This window comes from Candidatus Litorirhabdus singularis (assembly GCF_026262625.1).
GTDB classification, from domain to species: Bacteria; Pseudomonadota; Gammaproteobacteria; order Pseudomonadales; family Halieaceae; genus Litorirhabdus; species Litorirhabdus singularis.
Window position 1 is genome coordinate 511,246 of the sequence record NZ_SHNN01000001.1, and the last position, 21,143, is coordinate 532,388.

Genomic DNA, 21,143 nt, shown 5'->3' on the forward strand with positions numbered 1-21,143 from the left:
TCAACAGAGCCTTGCGATGAGCTTGTAGCATGGCCTTCCTGGCACCACCATGGGCACACACCAGTTCTCGAAACTGTGACGTGCAGCCTATGCTGCTACTGTCTGAAACAGGCATTGCCTGCTAAAATTGCCCTATGAAAGACGTTTTCACCAGGCTTGTGCGGCAAAAGTGTGCAACCGGTGCTGAGTAAGACGATGCACAACGACGGCATTGCCGGCTTTGACGCACGCAGTCATCTGCAGCTCTGGGAAGACACCTACATACGTGTGGTATGCCTGGTTTTTCTGGGGGCTGCCTTGCTCCTTCTGACACCCCTACTGCCCCCCAAATGGGTTGAAGGTTCCGCCTATTACCTGACGAACACCACTTTTCTAGTGTTAATGCTGGTGGGTATACAACAACGCCTTAAACTCGTCACTGATAGCTCGGAGCGACATTTTTGGAAAGCCCTGACCTTCGCTTTCTGCTGCTGGCTGCTCACTCTGGCGGTGGGCCCGCTAGCGGATAGCACTCTGGCATCCAATTCATTGACACAGGTTCTACTGACGAATCTACCCTTCATTGCCTTCTACGCGGCTCTGGTCACCGCGCTAGGGATACATCCCCATGGCAAGCGCGACGCTTTCACTTACCCACTGAGAAGCCTGGAATGGGCCGGCACATTTATTATTTTCTTTGGAGCGCTGGCATACTTTCTGATAATACCAGGAGCCTGGAGTGGACATGGCTCCTCCTTACGCTCTTCATCGCTGGCACTGTTCGTGGCGCTCGATTTGTACTGTTTGGTCAGGCTTTGGTATCTAATGCGCACCAGCATCAATAGCCAATGGAAGATGGTCTATAACTGGCTATTTATCGGCGTTGTTATCTGGACCATTGGCGACCTACTTTACGCGCTTATGTACGAGGAAATACTGACTGATCCGGGCGAAGGCACGTTACTGGACTTGATTTGGCCGGCGGCCTTCATTGCCGTGCTGATCGCAACTCGCCCCGCTCTAGTTCCTCAAACCAAATCAGAAACGGCTCAGAGCTTCAGAGAGCCTCTGGGAATGGGCCCTTTGGTGCTGTATGCACTGGCGCCCTTGGCGCTGCACACCGCACTCTATCTGATCGGCGATCCTGAACCGGAATTACGCACCTTGCGCGAAGTACTCGTACTGGGGATTACCATCATAGTCGGAGGTATGACTCTGGTTTATCACCGACTGCTGCAAGTCGAAAATCGGCGCCTTTCCAATGTTGAATCGACCTCCCGCGAAGAACTGTTGCATCTGGCATTTCACGATGAGCTGACCGGACTACCCAATCGGAATCTGTTCAGGGATCGCTTAAGCATGGCCATCGCCGATAGCGTTCGCAACCAAACCGCTTGCGGCGTGCTGTTTTGCGACCTTGATCAATTCAAGGTCATCAACGATTCACTTGGGCATGAGGCCGGCGATCAGACTCTGATTGCCACCGCTAGGCGCCTACAGAAAGCAGTGCGAAAACGCGACACAGTGGCGCGGCTAGGTGGCGATGAATTTGCCGTAATCATTCAAGGCATGAAACGCCCCATGGACGCCGCTTATCTGGCGGAGAAACTGCTACGCACCATTAGCGAACCGGTGATTGTCGGCAAGAAAACCCATGTACTGACCGCCAGCATCGGGCTGGCAGTATTTCCAGATGACGGTGCCGACGAGGAAATGTTGCTGAAACATGCCGACACCGCTATGTACCAAGCCAAGCTGCATGGTCGCAATACATATCGCCTGTTCACACAGGCGATGAATGAAGCCGCAGAGGAAAGGCTGGCGATTGAGCAGGGGCTCAGAACCGGTTTAATGCAGGACGGCTTCACGATTTTCTATCAGCCCATCACGTCGCTGGCGAGTGACACAATAACAGCCTATGAAGCGCTGCTGCGCTGGAATCATCCAGAACGCGGCTACGTTTCTCCCGTAAATTTTATTGATGTCGCAGAGCAAACCGGCCTTATCGTCCCTATCGGACGTTGGGTGCTTGAATCAGCCTGCATCTGGGCGGCGCAACTCCCCCCGGAAGCGGGCCCAGATGTGACCATCTCGGTGAACATGTCACCACGCCAGTTCCGTGATCCCGACCTCGCCGACATGGTCTCCTCTGTGCTCAAGCGCACCGGTCTGGCACCGACACGCCTACAACTCGAGATTACCGAATCAATGGTGCTCTCCATTGAGTCTACGGCGGTAACCTTACGCGCACTGCGCGCGCTGGGCATAAAAATTGCTATCGATGACTTTGGCACCGGCTACGCCGCGCTCAGCAGATTGCAGGACCTGCCTGTAGATGTGATAAAGATAGACCAGTCATTCGTGCGGGGACTGACCGTTGATTCAGTCAGCGAAACCATCGTCAGGGCCATTGTCAGCATGGCCAGGGTACTGGATTTTTACGTCGTGGCCGAAGGTGTGGAGACCGCAGCAGAACTCGACATCATCCGCGAGTCACAATGCCATGCGGTACAGGGTTACTACCTCGGGAAGCCGCAACCAGCCGAACTGCTGAGTTTCGGGCCATCAGCCTCTAAGTAGCTGGCCCAGGCGCGACAACTGACTGGCACCTCCACCTGCATCAAGCTCCAGCCGCTTGGACCACAAAAAGTAACGGTGTACCGGATAATCGATATCGGCTCCCATGCCGCCATGCATATGCTGGCATGCGTAGGCAATACGCTGACCACCTCGGCACGCCCACCATTTCGCTATAGCCGCCTGCTCGGCGCAGGGCAACGCTTCACTGAGACGCCAGGTCGCTTCTATAAACGTTGAATCCATAGCCTGCAGGTCAATGTAACAATCTGCCGCGCGCTGAGCGATAGCCTGAAAGGAACCAATGGGGCGCCCAAACTGCTCTCGCTCGCTGACGTATGCCGCAGTAATCGTCAGCGCTTCACGTGATACTCCCAACTGCAACGCCGCCAGCGCGACCGCACTAACCGACTGAATCCAGTCCAACATCAGCTGCCCGTCGGCCAGATTTCCCAGCTGCTGATCAGCAGCAACCGCAACATCCTGTAGAGTCAGGGTGGCTTCGAATTCCCGGGTAGTCGTTCGTTGGGAAGTGACAGTGACGCCATCAGCCTGCAGGTCAACGATAAACAGGCCAACATCGCCGGCATCGCTGCGTGCTGATACCAACGCATGGCGCGCCAGATGTGCCGCGCGCACGGCAACTTTGGTCCCCGTAAGCAGCCAGCCATCCGCCTGCCTGCAGGCCACTGTGCTCGGAATTCCGTCAGCGCTGGCGCCAGCCTCAGCATAAGCACCCGTCATGATTAGTTCGCCGCTAGCCAGACCCGGCAACAGCTGTCGCTGTTGCACCTCACTGCCAAAAGCCACCAGGGGCGCAGCCGCCATTGCCAGGCTCGCAAAAACAGGTACCAGAGCGGTGCGAGCGCCCTGCTGCTCCAGCACCAGATTCAATTCGGTGAGGCCAAACCCGCTACCGCCATGGGTCTCCGGAATGGCAACACCCAATAAGCCAGCGGCGCCAAGATCACGCCACAACTCACGATCAAAACAGTCGGAGCCTGCCTCGACCTGCTTCAGCCGCTCTATCGTTACTGTGTCGGAAAAAATTTGACGCGCCAAATCCCTGACCGACTCCTGGTCTTCACTGTACGAAAAATCCATGCTGCCTCCAGGGCCTAACGGACTGGCCGGGGCATGCCCAGACCAAACATGGCAATCAGCTCGCGCTGAACCTCGTTGACACCGCCACCAAAGGTGAGGACGGTGACAGATTTATATTCCTTATCCAGCTTGCCCTGCAGCACGGCACCGGGTGAGCCTTGCTCCAACAAACCTTCACTGCCTACAACCTCGAGCAAGAGCTGCAATACGCGTACCGTATTTTCTGAGCAAAACACCTTCACTGCCGAGGCCGGCGCTGGCTGCAGGGGAGCGCGGTCCGCGTCCCATGCCATCCGCCAGTTCATTAACTTCATAGCGGCAAGCAGAGCTTGTGCTTCAGCGAGATTGGCGTTCACCCAGGGTTCATCAATCAGCCGAATGCCGTCCGCACCGCGCGGCTCACGAGCATAGGCAACCACCTCATCCAACAGACGCAGCGCCGACAGCGCCATCGCTCCCAGCCCTACGCGCTCGTGATTGAGCTGATTGGTAATCAGCTTCCAACCCTGATTCAGCTCGCCTACCAGTTGCGACCGGTGCACGCGAACATTGTCGTAGTGGCTGACATAAGTCTTATGACCGTCGAGAATATGGATCGGTGAGCAAGAAAACCCGGGGTCACTGGTAGGCACAATCAATATGCTGATGCCCTTATGCTTGGAGGCATCGGGATCCGTGCGCACAGCCAGCCAAATATAGTCTGCCTCTTCCGCACTGGTGGTGAATATTTTGTTGCCATTGATCACAAAATGATCGCCAACAAGCTCTGCGCGCGTGCTTAGTGCAGCCAGATCAGTGCCTGCGCCAGGCTCAGTGTAACCAATCGCAAAATGGACTTGGCCCTTGAGTATCGCCGGCAGAAACTCCTGCTTGTGGGACTCGCTGCCATAGTCCATAAGACAGGGACCGACAGTATTCAGTGTGACAAAAGGCATGGGAGCATTAACTTGCTTGGCCTCATCAACAAACATCTGTTGCTCTATGGCGCTAAACCCGCCGCCGCCAACCTCGCGCGGCCAACCGACACCCAACCAACCATCCTCACCCATTTGCCGTACCACCGAATGCGCGACACGATAATCGGTCTCGGCAGCTATCCGCTGCTGCGTCTCAGCGGGCAACAAATCAGCGAAGTACGCGCGGATCTCCTCCCGCATGGCCTTCTGCTTTGGCGTATAGTCAATGTGCATAATCATTCTCTAACCAACGAACTGACACTACTGTTACACACTCACCAAAGCGCGGCCACCATGGTGGGCAGAATGTCATCTCTAGTTCAATTATCGGGAATCTGTAGCGCTCAATACCAGCACTGGTGTTCCCAAAACTCCATTTTGCTCAGCGCCATGCGCGCATATGGTGTATCGTTAAAGGACTTGGGAGTGTACATATGAAATCATACATTATTGCTGGGTTGCTGCTGCTACCACTATTGACGACTGCTGCCATAGCCGCAGAAAAACAGCCACGCTGGATGTCTCCAGAAGCAGGCTTTATCGATCCCGAAACTGATACCCGCGTCGAGCAGGTCAGCCCCGAACAAGGTGATGGCAGCTATCAGCTGACGCTTTCAATGCCACGTGTCGACAAAGAAATTGAAGAGGTTCTGGTGATAGGACAAAGCCCAGACAAGCCCGGCCAGCCCTCACCGGTCAAATTCGATTTAACCAACGATCTCGATGGCGGGCGCAGCGGCATTATTTTGTATTTGGGCGAGAAGCGAGACTTTGCCGTGCATATCAACTACGAAGACGGTAGTCGCCTGCGGCTACCCGCCACCGCCAGTAATCCCGGCGCGGCGCTGAAAATCAAACCCTGATCAGCAGCCCTTTAGCGGAATAATATTGCCGGCCCTACTCGGCGATGGTCACGCCTCCGTCTATCACCAACGCCTGCCCCGTCATAAACGCTCCTGCAGGCGAGGCCAAAAACACCGCAGCACCAGCAATCTCATCGGGCATGCCTATTCGCAACAACGGTGCACCGCTGGTCGCGGCCTTGAGTATGTCGGGGTTATCCCACAAAGCTCGGGCAAAATTGGTCTTGATCAACCCGGGCGCAATCGCATTGGCGCGGATATTGTGCCCGCCATATTCAACCGCCAAATTCCTCGCCATTTGGAAGTCTGCCGCTTTTGACAGTCCGTAAGCGCCCAGATTGCGAGAGCCCTTGATTCCGCCAATCGAAGAGACAATCGTTATGGTGCCATCGCGACGCTCGACCATCTGCGGTAACACCATATTAGCCAGCCACAGGTTGGATTTGATATTCACACTCATTATTTTGTCAAAGGCGTCATCAGGTATGTCCGCTGAGGAACCGAAAAAAGGATTCACAGCGGCGTTACAGACCAGAGCATCGATACGACCCCATTTTTCCAGTGTTTTGGCCACCAAATTCTGGAGCTCTTCCTTGTTTGATATATTACAGGGGATAGCCACGGCAACCTCTGCCTGGCAACTATCATTGATACTCGCAGCCACCTCATCACACAGATCGGCCTTGCGGCTGGAGACCACCACTTTGGCGCCATGCTCTGCCATGCGCTCAGCAATAGCTTTACCGATGCCCTTGGTAGATCCGGTCACCAGTGCGACCTTGGAGCTCATATCAAATAGGTTGTTCATGGCAAATCCTCTGGCGTAGTCAGATAGAAATCACGACCCACTAAATGGTCGTTGTAAACGGGGGGAGTACCTGCGCATAAAGCTCAAGCAGAACCGGGGCAGTAGCAAGATCAATCGATTGTCGCAGCAGGCCCGTCAGGCGGCACGCAAATATCCGCCGCGGCGCAGACGTCGACTGTAGCGCGCCATCTTCAAGCCCAGGCCAAGCTTGCGCCAGAACGATGCCTCTGTTGCGGTTTCCAGCAAGTCCTGAGGCAACACACTGCGATAATGTTCTATCGCATACTTTTGGCGAAGCGCAGGTATATCAGTCGCCCATTCCTGCTCCCACTCGATATCCATCATCACCGGCGTTTGCCGTCCGTGCTGCCAGGCTTCCATCATCAGCTGCATAAGGATTGGAAAAGCGCGCGGCTGCGAGGCATGGCTCATCATCGCTCCCACGCCCAAGAACATAGCGGAATAGTTGTGTCCGAATTGAGCTAATTGAAACGCTGAGATGGCAATTTCATGGGAACCACTGGTGCTATAACCGGCGACAAGATGCCAGACATCATGCATCTGCAGAATGCGCACATTCAGGTACTGCAGTGCCTGCGGCAATTCACCCAGCTGAATGGCCTCACGATCGAGAACCTCCAGGTCATAGCCGTTATCGACAACCATTCGATAGAGAGTACGTCCGAGACTGCCTTCGGGGTTTGCAGCCAGAACATCGATATCAGTCCGACCGGGTACTGCGTTAATGAGCGCTGCAGCGGCGCCCGGATGCGCCCGCGCTGCGTTTTCACTAATCTGCTCCATACTCGGATGCAGTGCGCCGGCTAAGGCAGCAACTGCAACTGTGATTGAAATAGCATCATAATCCTGGCCATCAACCACGGTCCAGAACGCCTCCCAGAAACTATCCTCCAGCGGAGCGACCTCCAGGTCCGCGGGCAGCGGCGCAACGTCGCCATTACCCAGCCAGCTGTTGGCAATAGTGTCGTAGATCGCAGTAGTCGCTGCAGGGCATGCGTAGGCCGCCCATGCCATCGCGGCCGTAATAACCTCGCGCCCCTCGAACCGACCCTGCTTGGCGAGTACCACCGCCGCCGCCAGCGCCTGCATATCCGGTTGCACGACTAGTTGCTGAAACTTAGCTCTGTCTAGCATCTTGCGCCTCCATCATCTGTAGCAGGAACCCGCAGGTCCCGCGCTTTCTTATTCTAGACTGGATTTATCTCTGCTGCACCCAGACATCCTCCTACCACATCAGGTCATCCGGCACCTTGTAATCGGCGTACGGATCATCGTCAGCGGGCTCGGCACTATCTGCGACCGCGTTCTGAACAACAATCGCCGACTCAGCACGCTGCCTGATTTTGTCGGCAACGGCAGCAGGAATGATTTCATAACCCTCTCCCAACCGCGCTATAGCCAGCACCCCGTTGGCCAACTGAGTCTGCATCTTGTCGCTGACATACAACTTCTTAATATGCTTACCATCAGCAAAATTGTAAGAAATCTCGGCCCCGTGACGCGCCACTCGATTCAGCTCAATGAGTTGACGTACCTGCGCCGCCACGGCCTTAAGCTCGGCGGCGGCATTTTGCTCGCGGGATAACTCGCGGCTGCGATTGGCCTTTTCAACCAGCGCCTGCTCAGCAAGGTCACGACTGGAATCCGCCTGCTGCTGCGGACTTCGTTGCTGCAAGTTGTCGGCTTTTTGCTTGGCCTTTTTCGCCTGACGTAGTTTTTTCTTATCGGCCAGGCCAGCCTTAAGGAGTTGATCTTGAAGTGAGCTCACTGGTCTGGCACCTATCGATTTGCTGTGCGATTGAATTCTCGCCGGCCACTCCGGCTAGTGACAGTCAGTCTAGCATCAGGGCTGCCTCCAAGACCAACGCACCTATGCCAATCAATCGTCGACAGTCCAGTATCGCTGGCAATCTCAACGCGTCGGCCGCCAGAAGATACCCACATATATTCCGTTAACCAAACAGAGTGTTGCGGGCTCTCTCAGTAATTTCCAATACCGCAGGGTGCTTCAGCTTACGTTCAGCAGAGATGGCATAGTAACGCTCGTTCAGGCCTTCTGCGGAAGCGATGCGACGTGCCTCATAAGTATGCTCAATCTCGTCGGCAATCGCATCGGGCGCAGCAAACAAAGAATTTCCCGCTTCGCTGAACGCCTTCATCAATGCGCTATCATCAAACTCCGCCAAAATCTGCGGCACCACATTGTGACTGGCAAACCAGTCGTCAAGACTACGGCGCAGTGCCCCGGAAGAGACCGGCAGTAACATCGGGGCACGATCCAGTGATTTCGGGAAATCGCGAGTGTACTTTCGAGCAATGCTCTTGTGAGCAAAGAAGGATATACCGCTCTCTCCTAGTAAATGGCTGTAGGCCTTGACGTTGATGCCGGACGGTACCGGGCGGTCAGAGAGCACTAGATCGAGCCGGTGCACGGACAGGTCTGCCAGCATTGAATCGAGGTCACCCCCCCAACACACCATGCGCACAGGTGTCTCCATCGACATGGCCGGCTCTAGCGTTCGAAAGGCAATCAGTTTGGGAATAGAGTTCACAATGCCGACGTTAAGCGTGGTGGGGCGATCGTGCTCTTCACTACGTACTCGCTGCGCCAACTCGCCGCCGAGAGAGAAGATTTCTTCCACGTAAGGCATCACCGAATGTCCGGTATCCGTTAATGCCAGATTACGACCCACTCGTCGAAATAGCGGCTTGCCTATGCTTGCTTCCAACTGTTTGATCTGCCCACTGATTGTCTGCGGCGTCAGATGCAGAAATTCAGACGCCTTGGCGATACTGCCTTCCCGGGCCACGGTCCAAAAATACAGTAAGTGGTTATAGTTGAGGTGTCGCGCGCGGGATGACTCCCATGAACTGTCATCACTCATTACATCGTTCCCTGTATCAAATTGCCAATATTGGCGTGCTGGCACTAGCCAAAATCAGCCAGCCACATCGTGTTTTAACTGGATTACCGTTTTGTCGTTCATGACCAAGCTCCAAATACCAATGCTTCACTCAGTGAAACACCAATTCAAAAAAAGTCCAATAACTCGAACGCTTCGCATTGAGCGGGATTAAAAGTCGATAAATACGATTATTCATAAATTCGATAATATCTTACTTATACGCCATAATATTCGAATTGTACGAGCTTTAGATATCTATATTCTGTTCCTGTCGTCACTAGATCTTATACAGCGGAGCAACAGGCATGAAAGCAACATCAGACCGGCGTAGAAGTATCGATACATCCTCTTTACTCGGTGCACGCACCGCCGACGTCGTAACCCTGCTACTGCTAGTATTGACCGGCATTGGAACTTTGGCATGAACCATAATGCTGACGCTCAGAGAAGGGCTCTCGCAGGGGGCTCTGTGAGTACCATAAACAAAGCCAGAATCGGTATCATCGGCTGCGGCCAGTTGGGCCTATACCTTTGCGACGCCGCAGCGAAATTGGGCCTACACACCTGCATCGTGGCTGAGTCAGCTGATTCACCTGCTGGCTTCAAGGCCGATCAGGTGATTCTGGCACCCTTGATTGATAGCGACACTATCGAAGAGTTAATCGAAGCCTCTGACGTTATCTCCTTCGAAAAAGAAGACATACCTAATCATGTGTTGCAGCAACTCGCCGCGGCGCAACGCCAGGGGCGGGTTAAGGTTCACCCGGATCCTGAAACCTTGTTCATGCTTAAAGACAAGGGTCTCCAGAAAACCTGGCTACAGCAAAACGGCTTCCCAACACTACCCGGCCAATTTACCTGCGGTCCTGCAGATGCGCAGCGCCGTGCCCATCAATGTGGCTTCCCCCTGGTCCAAAAGCTGCGCTGCGGCGGCTACGACGGTCGCGGTGTGCAAATTATTAATTCAGCAGAGCAGATTGATCAGCTGTGGCTGGAACCCAGCGTGCTCGAGCCCAAACTGGAGTCATTTACCGAGTTAGCTGTGATCGGCATGCGCGATCAGCATGGCACCATCAGCTGCTACCCTGCCATGGCGATGGATTTTGATCATGAACTGAATACTCTCAAGCAAGTGTTGGCACCCGCCAATATTCCCGACAGCCTGACAGAGCGCGCCGAAGCAACCGTTAATCGGGTGCTGGACGCGATGCAGGAAGTTGGTGTCTTTGCCTTCGAGTTCTTCCTCACCGCTGAAGATGAGCTGATCATCAACGAGATATCACCCAGAGTCCATAATTCAGGCCACCTGACTATGGACGCCTGCACAGTGTCACAATACGAGCAACACATCAGGGCAGTAGCCGGACTACCATTGGCACCGTTAGGCTCGCTGCGGCCCTCGGCCATGGTCAACATACTCTACGAAAACCGTATCGACGAAGCCTGCCCGTATCGTCCGGTCAGTTACTTACGCAGCGAGGATTCTGCCGCCGTTCACTGGTACGGCAAGTCTACTGGCCGCTTTGGCCGTAAAATGGGTCATATTACTGCCACGGCTGACAGCATCAGCGCGGCCGCATGGCAGGCTAGCCGCGCACTCGAGGGACTGCCGGGAAAATCTGGGGAGTACGCAGCGTAATGGGTAAAGTTGGGATTATTATGGGCAGTCAATCTGACATGCCCACTATGCAAGCGAGCACTGATATTCTGGACCAGCTGCAAGTAGACTGGGAAATGGAAATAGTCAGCGCTCACCGCACCCCGGAGCGCCTGCACGAGTATGCGAGCACTGCCGAAGCGCGTGGACTGGACGTGATTATTGCCGGGGCTGGTGGTGCAGCTCACCTACCGGGAATGGCTGCCTCACTGTCAGTACTGCCAGTTATTGGCGTGCCTATCAGTGCCACTTGCCTGAAGGGTGAAGATGCACTGTTATCCATCGTGCAAATGCCCAGGGGTATCCCGGTTGCTACGGTTGCGATCGACAATTCAACCAACGCCGGCATTCTGGCGGCTCAGATACTGTCGGTCGCTGACCCTGCGCTGCGCATCAGACTCCATGAGTACAAGCAGTCCCTGGCCGCGGCCGTGGCGACCAATAAGACCTCTAGCAAAGAAGTATCCAAACTTTGATTGATACTTTTCTCTCCAATCTAAGCTCGCCCCCGCTGCTATTCTTCTTTCTCGGTGCACTAGCAGTTGCTGCTCGCTCCGATCTGGAAATCCCCAACCAGATAGCCAAATTCCTATCGCTTTACCTGCTCTTCGCGATCGGCTTCAAAGGCGGGGTGGCACTGGCAGTAGCCCCCTTTGACACTCAGATAGTGTTGACTCTGGGAGCCGCTATGGTGCTTTCCGCGGTCGTACCGTTGTACACCTTTATGTTCCTGCGTAACCGTATCCCCATCGCCGATGCGGCAGCAATCGCTGCGACTTATGGCTCGGTAAGTGCGGTCACATTTGTAACAGCGACCAGCTACCTTGACGTCAGTGGCATTAGCTGGGGCGGCCACATGGTCGCCGCGATGGCCTTAATGGAGTCACCAGCCATCATTGTCGGCCTGCTGCTTTACCGGAAATATGCTCTTACAGACGGCGACGATGACGACAGCTTCAGCTGGAGCCAATTGTTGCGCGAAGCCTGCCTCAACGGCTCCATCTTCCTCATTGTCGGTAGCTTGATCATCGGCTGGATAACGGGTCCTGCAGGCATGTCCCAGATCAGCAGTTTCATTCAGGATCTGTTCCTCGGGGTTCTCTGCCTGTTCCTACTGGACATGGGTATCGTGGCAGCCAGACGCATCAAGGACTTGCGCAACGCTGGAAGCAAAGCCATGAGCATTTTAATTACCATGGCGCTGGTGCTGCCACTGCTCAATGCCATGCTCGGCTTGGGTATTGCCAGCGCGCTGGACCTTGATGAAGGCGACGCCTTACTGCTGATCGTACTAGCCGCCAGTGCGTCTTATATCGCCGTACCCGCTGCGATGCGTCTGGTACTGCCGCAAGCCAATCCAGGTAGCTACTTACCGATGTCGCTGGCCATTACCTTCCCTCTCAATATACTGGTCGGCATACCTCTCTACCATGCCCTGGTAAGGTGGACGCTATGAAACAATGCACTAGAATCGAAATCGTTGTTGAGCAATCTGTCTCTGGTCAAGTGATTGACCTGCTGCATAAAGTGGGGGCCCCCGGATATACACTGATACCTGATATCCGTGGTGAGGGCGACCGTGGTACCCGCCGAGGCGACGAATTGGCGGGTGACTCCAGTAACTGCCTGTTTATTATTGCCTGCGACGACGACACAATCATCGAGTCGCTCAAAGCGGGCCTCCGACCCTTACTATCGCGCAGTGGCGGAGTATGCCTGCTTTCTGCAGCCGAGTGGCTACGCCACTAATAGCTGGCCCCGCACAAAAGGGCTTACCCCCACTCGCCCAAATCCCCTAAACTGTACTGCATAATCTGTGCGGTTAGGCACGCGGTCTCCGCTGAGCCGAAACCGCAACATCAATCAGAATCAGGGAGTCTTTATGATCATCGTTGTCGCAGCCATCAGCTTTGCCAACCAGGAAGATCGCGATCTTGCGGTCACCAACAGCACCGCCGTGCAATTGGCGACACGCGAACAGGAACCGGGCTGCCACGCTTACTGCTTTGCTGCAGATCCAGCTGTCGCAACTCGCATTCAGGTTTATGAATTATGGCAAGACAGCGCCTCGCTGGCAGCTCACTTCGATCACCCTAATTATCAACGCATGGTAGAAGTACTCTCGGAGAGCGGATTTCTGGAAAGTGCCAACCGCGCCTATCTCGCTGAACGCGACGAGTCAGTCTATGGTCCCAACGGCGAGAAAAAATTGGCATTCTTTCAAGACTGAATATTCATCAGGCCTGGCCACCACCTACGCGGTCAACAGGGCCGCAGGTGTGATACACAATTTGTAGACATTAGCCGGCGCGGCCGGCAATTAGCTCACTGCCAATGAGTCCGGCTCAGATGCTAAAGTGACCGACTATGAAAGCTATGCGATTGCATTCTCTGGGCGATGTAAGTCCAACATCTACTCCACTGCAACTGGCTGAGGTGGCAACTCCTGAGCCACAGGGGCGTGAGGTGCTACTGAAGATAAGTGCCTGTGGCGTCTGCCACACCGAGCTCGATGAAATCGAAGGCCGCACTCCGCCGCCATACCTGCCGGTCATTCCAGGCCATCAGGTGATTGGCGAAGTAGTCGCCAGAGCAGACAATGCCCAATTGCATCAATGCGGCCAACGAGTAGGGGTCGGATGGATTGGCGGCGCCTGCGGTACCTGCAAGCTGTGCCGAGGCGGGCTGGAAAATCTTTGCGCGGACTTTCTGGCGACCGGACGCGACATCAATGGTGGTTACGCCGATTACATGGTGATCGACGAGACCATGGCTCACCCAATACCGGATGATATAAGCGATGTTGCCGCTGCGCCCATGCTCTGCGCTGGCGCTATAGGCTATCGCTCACTAAAACTGAGCGGACTACAAAACGGTCAGCCACTGGGACTGACCGGATTCGGAGGATCCGCCCACCTTGTGTTGCAAATGGTGCGCCACCAATATCCTGACTCTCCGATCTACGTTTTCGCCAGGCGCCCTGAAGAACAGCAGTTTGCCCTGGAACTGGGCGCAGCCTGGGCCGGTAACACCACTGATCAGGCCCCGGCGCTAATGGCGGCCATTATCGATACCACCCCGGCCTGGCTACCCGTGGTAGCGGCCATGAACCAACTGGCTCCTGGCGGGCGCCTGGTCATCAATGCCATACGCAAAGAGGACGCCGATAAACAACAGCTGGCAAGCTTGCAGTACGCTGAGCATTTATGGATGGAAAAGAGTATCAAATCAGTTGCCAACGTAACGCGCGCAGACATCAGCGAATTTCTGGCGCTGGCCAGTACGCTGGCGCTGGCGCCCGAGGTCACCTGCTATTCACTGCAAGACGCCAATCAAGCACTGGTCGACCTCAAGCACCAGCATGTACGCGGTGGCAAAGTGCTGCTGATGCAATAATCCGGCACTGCTAATCCCACCAGGGTTGATCGAGGTCAGTGGCAACAAGGGTGGGCTAGCGCTATCTTGGAGGCAGGACTGAGAAACGGGAAAAGGCCATTATGCGACGAATTGATCTGGCAGATGCTGGCTTCCTGTATGCGGAACGCCGCGAAACACCGATGCACGTGGGTGGTGTCAATCTCTATACTTTGCCGCCGGGTGTCAGTGAAAGAGAATTTGTCGAAGCTCTGGAGATAGGTTCGATCAGCGCCGGCGAAATGCGTGCACCCTTCGGCGAGTTTGTCGCCACTGGCAGAGCCGGGCCGCTGGGGCCTCTGTCATGGGAGCTGGATCAGAACTTTGATGTCGACTACCACGTGCGCCATTCGGCCCTGCCCAGACCCGGCCGCTATCGCGAATTATTTGAGCTGGTTTCACGACTGCACAGCACCCTGCTGGATCGCAGCCGTCCGCTATGGGAAATGCACCTGATTGAAGGTCTGAGCAAGCGCCAGTTCGCGGTCTATATGAAGATGCATCATGCAGCCATTGATGGGGTGGGTTCAATGCAACTAACCCAGGGTATTTGCTCGCCAGACCCGGACTTTTATACCAATGATCTGCCGATGTCACAGAGTGCTTATGATCGTTTTTTGGGCTCTATCCCGAATAAACCATCGCGCCGCGTAGTACCCAAAGATCAGGAACTGCGGAATGTAGCCGAAGCACTTAAGCAGCAATTTGATACCTCAACCCATCTGTTCAGCGCACTGCGCCGCTTCGGTGGCGCCTTCTTTGGCCGCAGCGGCAATCTGGCAGTACCCTGGCACAACGTACCGGCAACCTCGATCAACACCAAAGTCACCGGGGGGCGACGATTTGTAGCGCAGTCCTGGGAATTCGCGCGCATCAAAGCCGTCTGCAAGGCGATGGACGGAACCGTCAATGATATTGTACTGGCCATGTGCTCAGGCGCCCTGCGGCGCTACCTGGAAAGTCGCAATGAATTACCGGAACATTCACTGAAAGCTATGGCACCAGTATCACTGCGCGACAAAAACGACTATGGCGCTGGTAACGCAGTTGGCTTTATCACCGCTGACCTGGCGACCAATATCGCCAACCCTGAACACAGGGTGCGGGCCATTCAGAAATCGATGGCGGCGGGCAAGGAATTATTGAAGGGCATGACCCCGCGCGAAGCCAGCATTTTTTTCCAATTGACTCAGGTCCCAGCCCTGCTCACATCGATATTGGGCCTGGCTGCACAATTTCCCGCGTTCAGCACAGTCATCTCCAACGTGCCGGGACCGCGCGAGCAGCTGTACTGGAATGGCGCGCGCCTGGATGGAATTTACCCCGCATCCATTATCATCGATGGCTTCGCCATGAATATCACGCTGGTCAGTTATCATCAGAGTCTGGACTTCGGCATCGTCGCCTGCCGTCGTTCACTGCCTCAGATTCAGCGTATGATCGATCACCTGGAGGACGCACTGACGGAGCTTGAGGATGTTGCCGGACTCGCCAAACCCGTCCGCAAGCGACGCAGCAATAGCGTCAGTAAAAAAGCTACTACAGGCAGCAAGCCCAAAGCGTCTGCCGCCAAAAAACGTGGCAAGAGCCGCGGTAAAACCGCTTAAACTCAATTCGGTCTCACCATAAAACGCCTATCGAGACGCCAGCGGAATAGAGTACAAAGGTCAGCAGGGCCAGCGGTTGCACCGGTTTCTGGCGATGCCAGGTCTCCGGAGCGGCCAGTGTCCATTTACAGACCAACAGCGCTGTCGGTACGGCGGCCAGGCCCAGCATTACACTCAGCGGCAGTGCCATAAGCCAGGGCAGGGAAGCCAGCATACCAAATGCCAGCAGGTATATGACGGGCAAACATCGTGCCGCACGTAGCCGCCCCAAGCGCACCACCAGGTTGCGCTTGCCGGCGCTCACATCGGCCAGATAGTCGGGAAACTCGTTAACCCACAAAAAAGCCGCTATGAGTAACCCCAACGGCAACGACAGCATTATCACCACAGTGCTGAACGACCCGGTCATCACCATAAAAGTTCCCAGCGCGATGATCGGACCATAGCAGAGCAGCACCACCAACTCCCCCAACCCCCGATAGGCCAGCTGCAGCGGCGGACCGTGATATGACCAGGCCAGAACGGCTCCTGCCACGCCCAGCCAGAAAACTGCAGGCTCACGCAGCAATACGATGATCAACCCCAAAGCGAAGCCCACAGCGCCAAATAAACCGGCAATAGCCCAGGTCTCTCCACGGCTCAATAAACCGTCTACCAGCACCCGTTTGCCACCGGAAAAATCAGTGCGGTCTTCTGGTTTAACCGCCAGATCAGTGCCGGAGTCAAAATCAAACACTTCACCCCAGGCGTTTTTGGCCACCTCCAAGGCAAACAAAGCCAGTAAGATCAACAACAACCAACTTAACGAATACCCGGGAGCCCCCCACGCCAAAGCGGCGCCAATGGCCATGGAGGCGACCGAGGTAATACTGATTTTGGGATCGGCCAGTCGCCACAGGCCGGCTAGGAAATTTTGATTCATTGCAGTTCTCTGCTTCTGGCTGCTCAGTAAGCCAACCGTTGCTGCGCCTGATCGACAATCAGCGCTGCGGCTTAATACTCAGATGCACCGCATCCGTTCCCAGCATAATACCGGGTTGATGGCTCATGGTGTTACCCGGGGCATACTCTATAGCTGCTAGCCGCGGTAGCAGGCGCTGCCAGGCAATCTGTTGTTCCAAACGTGAAATACCCGCACCTGGGCAGGTACGCGGACCCTGTGAAAAAGTCAGATGATTGCCCAGTGCTTTGCGCTCCAGATCAATCTGGTAGGGGCATTCATAGCGCTCGGGATCGACATTACCCGCCGCCCAACGCAGGTGCAACAAGGAACCCGCCGGCACCTCAACACCCTGGAACAATTCATCCTGCGTGGTTATACGCGTCGATAAACCCTGGGTGGGGGCGCGTATCCGCATAACCTCTTCGGTAAAGGCGCGAATTTTATCCGGATCCGCCTTAAGTGTGTCGAACAAGCCCGGTGTTTCACACAGTAATTGCGCCTGCTCCGCCAGAGCATACTGGGTGGTTTCCAAACCACCCAGCACCATAAAGTAGACAACCCCCTGTATTTCCGAATCGGTGAGTTGTCGCTGTAACGGTTGGTAAACCACATCGATGAGAAAACTAATCATGTCATCGGCCGGATGCTCGCGCTTGCGCTGAATCTGGTCGCGGACGTATTCTGCGAAACCACGTAGTTCGGCGTTCTGCTGCTCCATCTGTTGCGCATTCAACTCATTGCGGTGACCCTTGCCGTAGACAAAGCTCATGACTTGCGCGGTACCCCATAGAGCCAGCTGTTCGACATCAGCGTCGGGAAAACCAAGCACCCGCGCGGTGACACGCTGGGGCAGTGGCCGCGCGAACTGCGCCACAAAGTCTATTTGTGGTTGCTCAATCCAGCTATCGATTAGCTCATCGACTAACTCGGTAATCATCTCTTGATGACGTCGCGCCCCGGGGCCAACCCAGGGATCAGTGAGCTCCTGACGATGACTGCGCCACAGCTCAGCATTCGGGCGCAACGTAACCAACGACTGCAACGCCAGATTAAAGCCGTCAGTATTGTCCGAGCCCTCTGCTATAAGCGCATCCACCGCTAATGACATGGTCGGCGTGTAGCGTTCAGCATCCTTCACCACGCGCTCAATATCGTTGTATTTACTGAGCACAAAACCGTCAGTACCCGGCACCAGACCTTCACCGGGGAGCCGCAGCACCGGCGCCTGCTCATGCAGCAGCGGATAGGCTTCATACCAGTGCTCCTGTGCACCTTCAGCAAACAGGTCAACGTCTTCATAACCGGCATAGGTTTTCAAAATTCTACCCTCAGTGATTGGCGCTGCAAAACTCCGGCAGTGCCCGGCACGCCGCTTATGATTGGGGCGATCTTATGGCGTATACCAAACCGGCGAAGTGTAAGCCCGCTCCTGCAAAGTGGCTGGACCTTCCTCTGGCAACTCACGTTGCAGAGCAATCGCATCCAACAGTGAATGACGCGGCGTTGGTATCTCCAGCACTCTGACATAGTAGAACGCACGCTGAGTTGGTTCGAAGTCCGGGTCAGTCCATGCGACTGCCAGCGCCGGCATGCCAATGCTATTGCTGTAAGCCCCACTGTCCAGATCTACCGTATTGCCAACCGGCGGCAGCTCGCCACCTGTGTCCAGCGAGCGCGCACCCGACCAAGCTACATTGTAAACCCGCTCCTGTTGCTGGCCCTGAGCGTCGAGCCAACCCTTAACCACTTGAATACGATCGAGGTTGGCACCCTGTGGGTCCATTTCCGCGCGCACTAAGAATGTTGGTCGCTGCTCAGCACCAGCAGCCGAGAGGTTGCCACCCATGGGCACTCCACGCGCATAGCCCAACTCTGCGAAATCTGCGGCCTCAAGATCTGCCACGCCAAAGTCCCAGCCGGCAAAAAGCCTGACTTTCAGTCGCGTACCGGTGGTAGCGTAAGTCTCACGGCGCTGGAAAGCGTCGAATATTTCGTCACGCGTATTCTTGCGACTCCAGACTGCCGCCAGGCCAGACGCCGACATACTCCAACCGTTGGCTCTGCTGCCGCCTATACTATCCTCGCTACGCTTGGTCTCGGGAGTAGAGTCGCGCGCAAATTTCCCCCAGAAGTTATCTTCTTCTGCGGAGGACAAGCCAGAATGTGAATCAGTGGAGCCAATCACGCCAAACTGGTAAGGGTTAACCCCGGTTTTTGCCTCCAGCGCCAGTCCGGTCTTCAGCGCACCGCGCATATAATCGGCCGCCGCTGGCTTATAGGGGCCAGGGTCCTGTTGGATATAGTGGCTATAAGTTTCAAAGTCAGCAAAACCATCGTCGGGGGATACCACCGGGTGGGTTTCTGAGTCGCCCTTAATCTGTGTCACTTCGGACACCGGCTCCCAGCGCATACGACGCTCGGCATAAGCCGCATCAATGGGCTTACCGCGCAGCGAAGTTTCAGCATACATGTAGCCCTTGGATATGTTGGAGTTGTGGGGCATGGCGATAAACCGCGCACCGGTGCGCTCCTGAGTTGCTTCCAGCCAGTCCCAGAGGTCTTCGGGGTATTGGCTTTGATCAGACCCATAGGGGACAAATTGACGGGCAATATTGCCAGCGTCGGGGGTGAAAACGATACGGTGCAAATTGGCGCCGACAGGAATCGAACTCCACTCCCAACCAATCAGGCTGGTGAAATTACCAGGATCATTATGCCGCTCTGCCGCCGCCACTATTTCATGCCAGGCGTTGGTTTCTATCGCGAGCGTGTCGCCAAAAGTACCAGTAGGCATCACATTCACCGGATCCTGCACCGGGTCGCCGCCAAGGTTTGCGGGTTCCTCCGGTAACAGCGAGCTGAATATTTTACTGCCACCTTCGGATGAGATAGCCCGGTTAAGCATGGTGATGGCGAACCAACGTTTCAGGTTCCCCCACACACCAAGGTCCTCAAATTCGGCTTCCTCCAGATTGACAGCGCGTATATAGCCCATCAACTCGGCGTGGTCGGATACCACCAGAAAATCCAGCGGCTGGTGAATCTGTACCCGCGAGCGATTGTAAGGGTGCACTACCGGCAGACCTTTGGCCCAGCGATATGCCATATCCGGGTCACCGGTCATGTTTTTATTGAGATAGGCGTCAAACGAATAGGAGGTGTGCAAGTGAGTATCACCAAACAGCAGTTGATCTGGATTTTGGGCCATCACAGCGGCGGGCAAAACCAACAAGCAGATCAAAGATAATGGGCGCAGGGATCGATACATGACATTGTTCTCTTTATTAGGTCTGGATGAATACTGCTTTCATATTCTTAATCTAGCTGCTTCTGTCACCGGAGTACAGAGCCGGCATTAACTGAAAACCATAGTAACCACGACGCAAGAGCCACTTGCAATGATCACAGAGCTGCCATAAGTTGGGCGGCTTTGAAGGGCTCTTCACTGCGCAGTAGACTGCCGCAACTCATCACTCGGGACTATTATGAATAATTTATTTTCTGTGAAAGACAAAATCGTATTCATCAGCGGTGGATCCCGCGGCATCGGCGAAATGATAGCCGCCGGGTTTCTCGCCAACGGCGCCAAGGTCTATATCAGCTCGCGTAAAGCAGAGGCTTGCGATGCAACCGCGCAGCGCCTGCAGCAGGAATACGGGGGCACCTGCGTCTCGATACCCGCAGACCTGTCGACACTGCCGGGAATAGAAGCGGCAGTTGCCGCCTTTAGTGCCAAAGAAGAAAAGCTGGATGTACTCATCAACAACGCCGGTGCTTCCTGGGGCGCGCCACTGGAAGAATTCCCGGAGCTGGGCTGGGACAAAGTCATGGACGTCAACGTCAAGGGTGTGTTTTTTCTGACCCAGAAAATGCTGCCGCGACTGGAGGCAGCTGCAACTGCTGAAGATCCCAGCCGGGTGATCAATGTCGGCTCCATTGACGGCATCAAGACACCCGCCTTCGATACTTTTTCCTACGGCCCCTCAAAAGCCGCGGTGCATCACCTAACCCGCAATCTGGCCGCCCATCTGACCCGCCGTAACATCATCTGCAACGCGATTGCACCGGGACCGTTTCCGACCTGGATGCTGAGCACAGGCGTCGGCGGTGGCGGCGATACGGATATCGACTGGGATGCCATCGGCCAACACAACCCCCGCGGCCGTGTCGGCACTCCAGAGGATATCGCCGGCTTGGCGATTTTCCTCAGCTCACGCGCTGGGGCCTATACGGTAGGTGAGGTCATTACCTGTGACGGTGGCGCTGTGGCCTGCTCCTGAGCAGGCCAGACATTACCCTGGCGATACC

Annotated in this window: 19 protein-coding genes; 10 read left to right on the forward strand and 9 right to left on the reverse strand. The window is 55.2% G+C overall.

The window, feature by feature from the left end:
* Nucleotides 1-180: 180 nt before the first annotated feature.
* On the forward strand, nt 181-2,559 hold the full coding sequence (locus tag EYC98_RS02230) for a putative bifunctional diguanylate cyclase/phosphodiesterase (protein WP_279243674.1): 2,379 nt from the start codon (nt 181-183) through the stop codon (nt 2,557-2,559).
* On the opposite strand, the gene EYC98_RS02235 is transcribed toward EYC98_RS02230, so the two are convergent.
* A complete protein-coding gene (locus tag EYC98_RS02235) occupies nt 2,545-3,660 on the reverse strand; it encodes an acyl-CoA dehydrogenase family protein (protein WP_279243675.1) in 1,116 nt (371 codons plus the stop codon). The genes EYC98_RS02230 and EYC98_RS02235 overlap by 15 nt on opposite strands.
* A gap of 14 nt (nt 3,661-3,674) precedes the next feature.
* Nucleotides 3,675-4,850: an acyl-CoA dehydrogenase family protein gene (locus EYC98_RS02240; RefSeq protein ID WP_279243676.1), complete on the reverse strand. Its 1,176-nt coding sequence runs from the start codon at nt 4,848-4,850 to the stop codon at nt 3,675-3,677.
* Nucleotides 4,851-5,050: 200 nt separating this feature from the next.
* On the opposite strand from EYC98_RS02240, the gene EYC98_RS02245 reads away from it, so the two are divergent.
* Nucleotides 5,051-5,479, forward strand: a complete 429-nt coding sequence (locus EYC98_RS02245) for a hypothetical protein (protein ID WP_279243677.1) — start codon at nt 5,051-5,053, stop codon at nt 5,477-5,479.
* 34 nt (nt 5,480-5,513) lie between these two features.
* Here EYC98_RS02245 and EYC98_RS02250 read toward each other — a convergent pair whose 3' ends face one another.
* The 4 genes from EYC98_RS02250 to nhaR form a co-directional block, all read right to left on the reverse strand.
* Nucleotides 5,514-6,287: an SDR family NAD(P)-dependent oxidoreductase gene (locus tag EYC98_RS02250; RefSeq protein ID WP_279243678.1), complete on the reverse strand. Its 774-nt coding sequence runs from the start codon at nt 6,285-6,287 to the stop codon at nt 5,514-5,516.
* Between the two features lie 135 nt (nt 6,288-6,422).
* The gene (locus EYC98_RS02255) at nt 6,423-7,442 is read right to left on the reverse strand and encodes a Coq4 family protein (RefSeq protein WP_279243679.1); all 1,020 of its coding nucleotides are present in this window, start codon (nt 7,440-7,442) and stop codon (nt 6,423-6,425) included.
* Nucleotides 7,443-7,533: 91 nt separating this feature from the next.
* Nucleotides 7,534-8,076 carry a DUF2058 domain-containing protein gene (locus EYC98_RS02260; protein WP_279243680.1) on the reverse strand — a complete coding sequence of 181 codons (543 nt, stop codon included), beginning with the start codon at nt 8,074-8,076 and terminating at the stop codon, nt 7,534-7,536.
* A 184-nt stretch (nt 8,077-8,260) separates the two neighbouring features.
* On the reverse strand, nt 8,261-9,193 hold the full coding sequence (gene nhaR / locus EYC98_RS02265; protein ID WP_279243681.1) for a transcriptional activator NhaR: 933 nt from the start codon (nt 9,191-9,193) through the stop codon (nt 8,261-8,263).
* A gap of 490 nt (nt 9,194-9,683) precedes the next feature.
* Between nhaR and EYC98_RS02270 the strand changes: the two genes are divergently transcribed.
* The 7 genes from EYC98_RS02270 (at nt 9,684) to EYC98_RS02300 (ending at nt 15,892) form a co-directional block, all read left to right on the forward strand.
* A complete protein-coding gene (locus EYC98_RS02270) occupies nt 9,684-10,853 on the forward strand; it encodes a 5-(carboxyamino)imidazole ribonucleotide synthase (RefSeq protein ID WP_279243682.1) in 1,170 nt (389 codons plus the stop codon).
* The gene (purE, locus tag EYC98_RS02275; protein ID WP_279243683.1) at nt 10,853-11,347 is read left to right on the forward strand and encodes a 5-(carboxyamino)imidazole ribonucleotide mutase; all 495 of its coding nucleotides are present in this window, start codon (nt 10,853-10,855) and stop codon (nt 11,345-11,347) included. The genes EYC98_RS02270 and purE overlap by 1 nt, the downstream gene beginning before the upstream one ends.
* Nucleotides 11,344-12,327, forward strand: coding sequence for a sodium-dependent bicarbonate transport family permease (locus EYC98_RS02280; RefSeq protein WP_279243684.1), 984 nt, complete (start codon nt 11,344-11,346; stop codon nt 12,325-12,327). Before purE ends, EYC98_RS02280 begins: the two co-directional genes overlap by 4 nt.
* On the forward strand, nt 12,324-12,620 hold the full coding sequence (locus tag EYC98_RS02285; protein WP_279243685.1) for a P-II family nitrogen regulator: 297 nt from the start codon (nt 12,324-12,326) through the stop codon (nt 12,618-12,620). Before EYC98_RS02280 ends, EYC98_RS02285 begins: the two co-directional genes overlap by 4 nt.
* 133 nt (nt 12,621-12,753) lie before the next feature.
* Nucleotides 12,754-13,101 carry a putative quinol monooxygenase gene (locus tag EYC98_RS02290; RefSeq protein ID WP_279243686.1) on the forward strand — a complete coding sequence of 116 codons (348 nt, stop codon included), beginning with the start codon at nt 12,754-12,756 and terminating at the stop codon, nt 13,099-13,101.
* Nucleotides 13,102-13,238: 137 nt separating this feature from the next.
* The gene (locus tag EYC98_RS02295) at nt 13,239-14,267 is read left to right on the forward strand and encodes a zinc-dependent alcohol dehydrogenase family protein (RefSeq protein WP_279243687.1); all 1,029 of its coding nucleotides are present in this window, start codon (nt 13,239-13,241) and stop codon (nt 14,265-14,267) included.
* Between the two features lie 101 nt (nt 14,268-14,368).
* Entirely contained in the window at nt 14,369-15,892 is a 1,524-nt protein-coding gene (locus tag EYC98_RS02300; protein ID WP_279243688.1) for a WS/DGAT/MGAT family O-acyltransferase, read from the forward strand.
* A gap of 13 nt (nt 15,893-15,905) precedes the next feature.
* On the opposite strand, the gene EYC98_RS02305 is transcribed toward EYC98_RS02300, so the two are convergent.
* The 3 genes from EYC98_RS02305 to EYC98_RS02315 form a co-directional block, all read right to left on the reverse strand.
* A complete protein-coding gene (locus tag EYC98_RS02305) occupies nt 15,906-16,814 on the reverse strand; it encodes a prenyltransferase (RefSeq protein WP_279243689.1) in 909 nt (302 codons plus the stop codon).
* Between the two features lie 58 nt (nt 16,815-16,872).
* Nucleotides 16,873-18,153 (reverse strand): cytochrome P450, encoded by a 1,281-nt coding sequence (locus EYC98_RS02310; RefSeq protein ID WP_279243690.1) that lies wholly within the window; start codon nt 18,151-18,153, stop codon nt 16,873-16,875.
* Nucleotides 18,154-18,225: 72 nt separating this feature from the next.
* On the reverse strand, nt 18,226-20,103 hold the full coding sequence (locus EYC98_RS02315; protein ID WP_279243691.1) for a DUF3604 domain-containing protein: 1,878 nt from the start codon (nt 20,101-20,103) through the stop codon (nt 18,226-18,228).
* Between the two features lie 217 nt (nt 20,104-20,320).
* Here EYC98_RS02315 and EYC98_RS02320 point away from each other — a divergent pair, with 217 nt between their 5' ends.
* The gene (locus EYC98_RS02320; protein WP_279243692.1) at nt 20,321-21,115 is read left to right on the forward strand and encodes an SDR family oxidoreductase; all 795 of its coding nucleotides are present in this window, start codon (nt 20,321-20,323) and stop codon (nt 21,113-21,115) included.
* Nucleotides 21,116-21,143 lie beyond the last annotated feature (28 nt).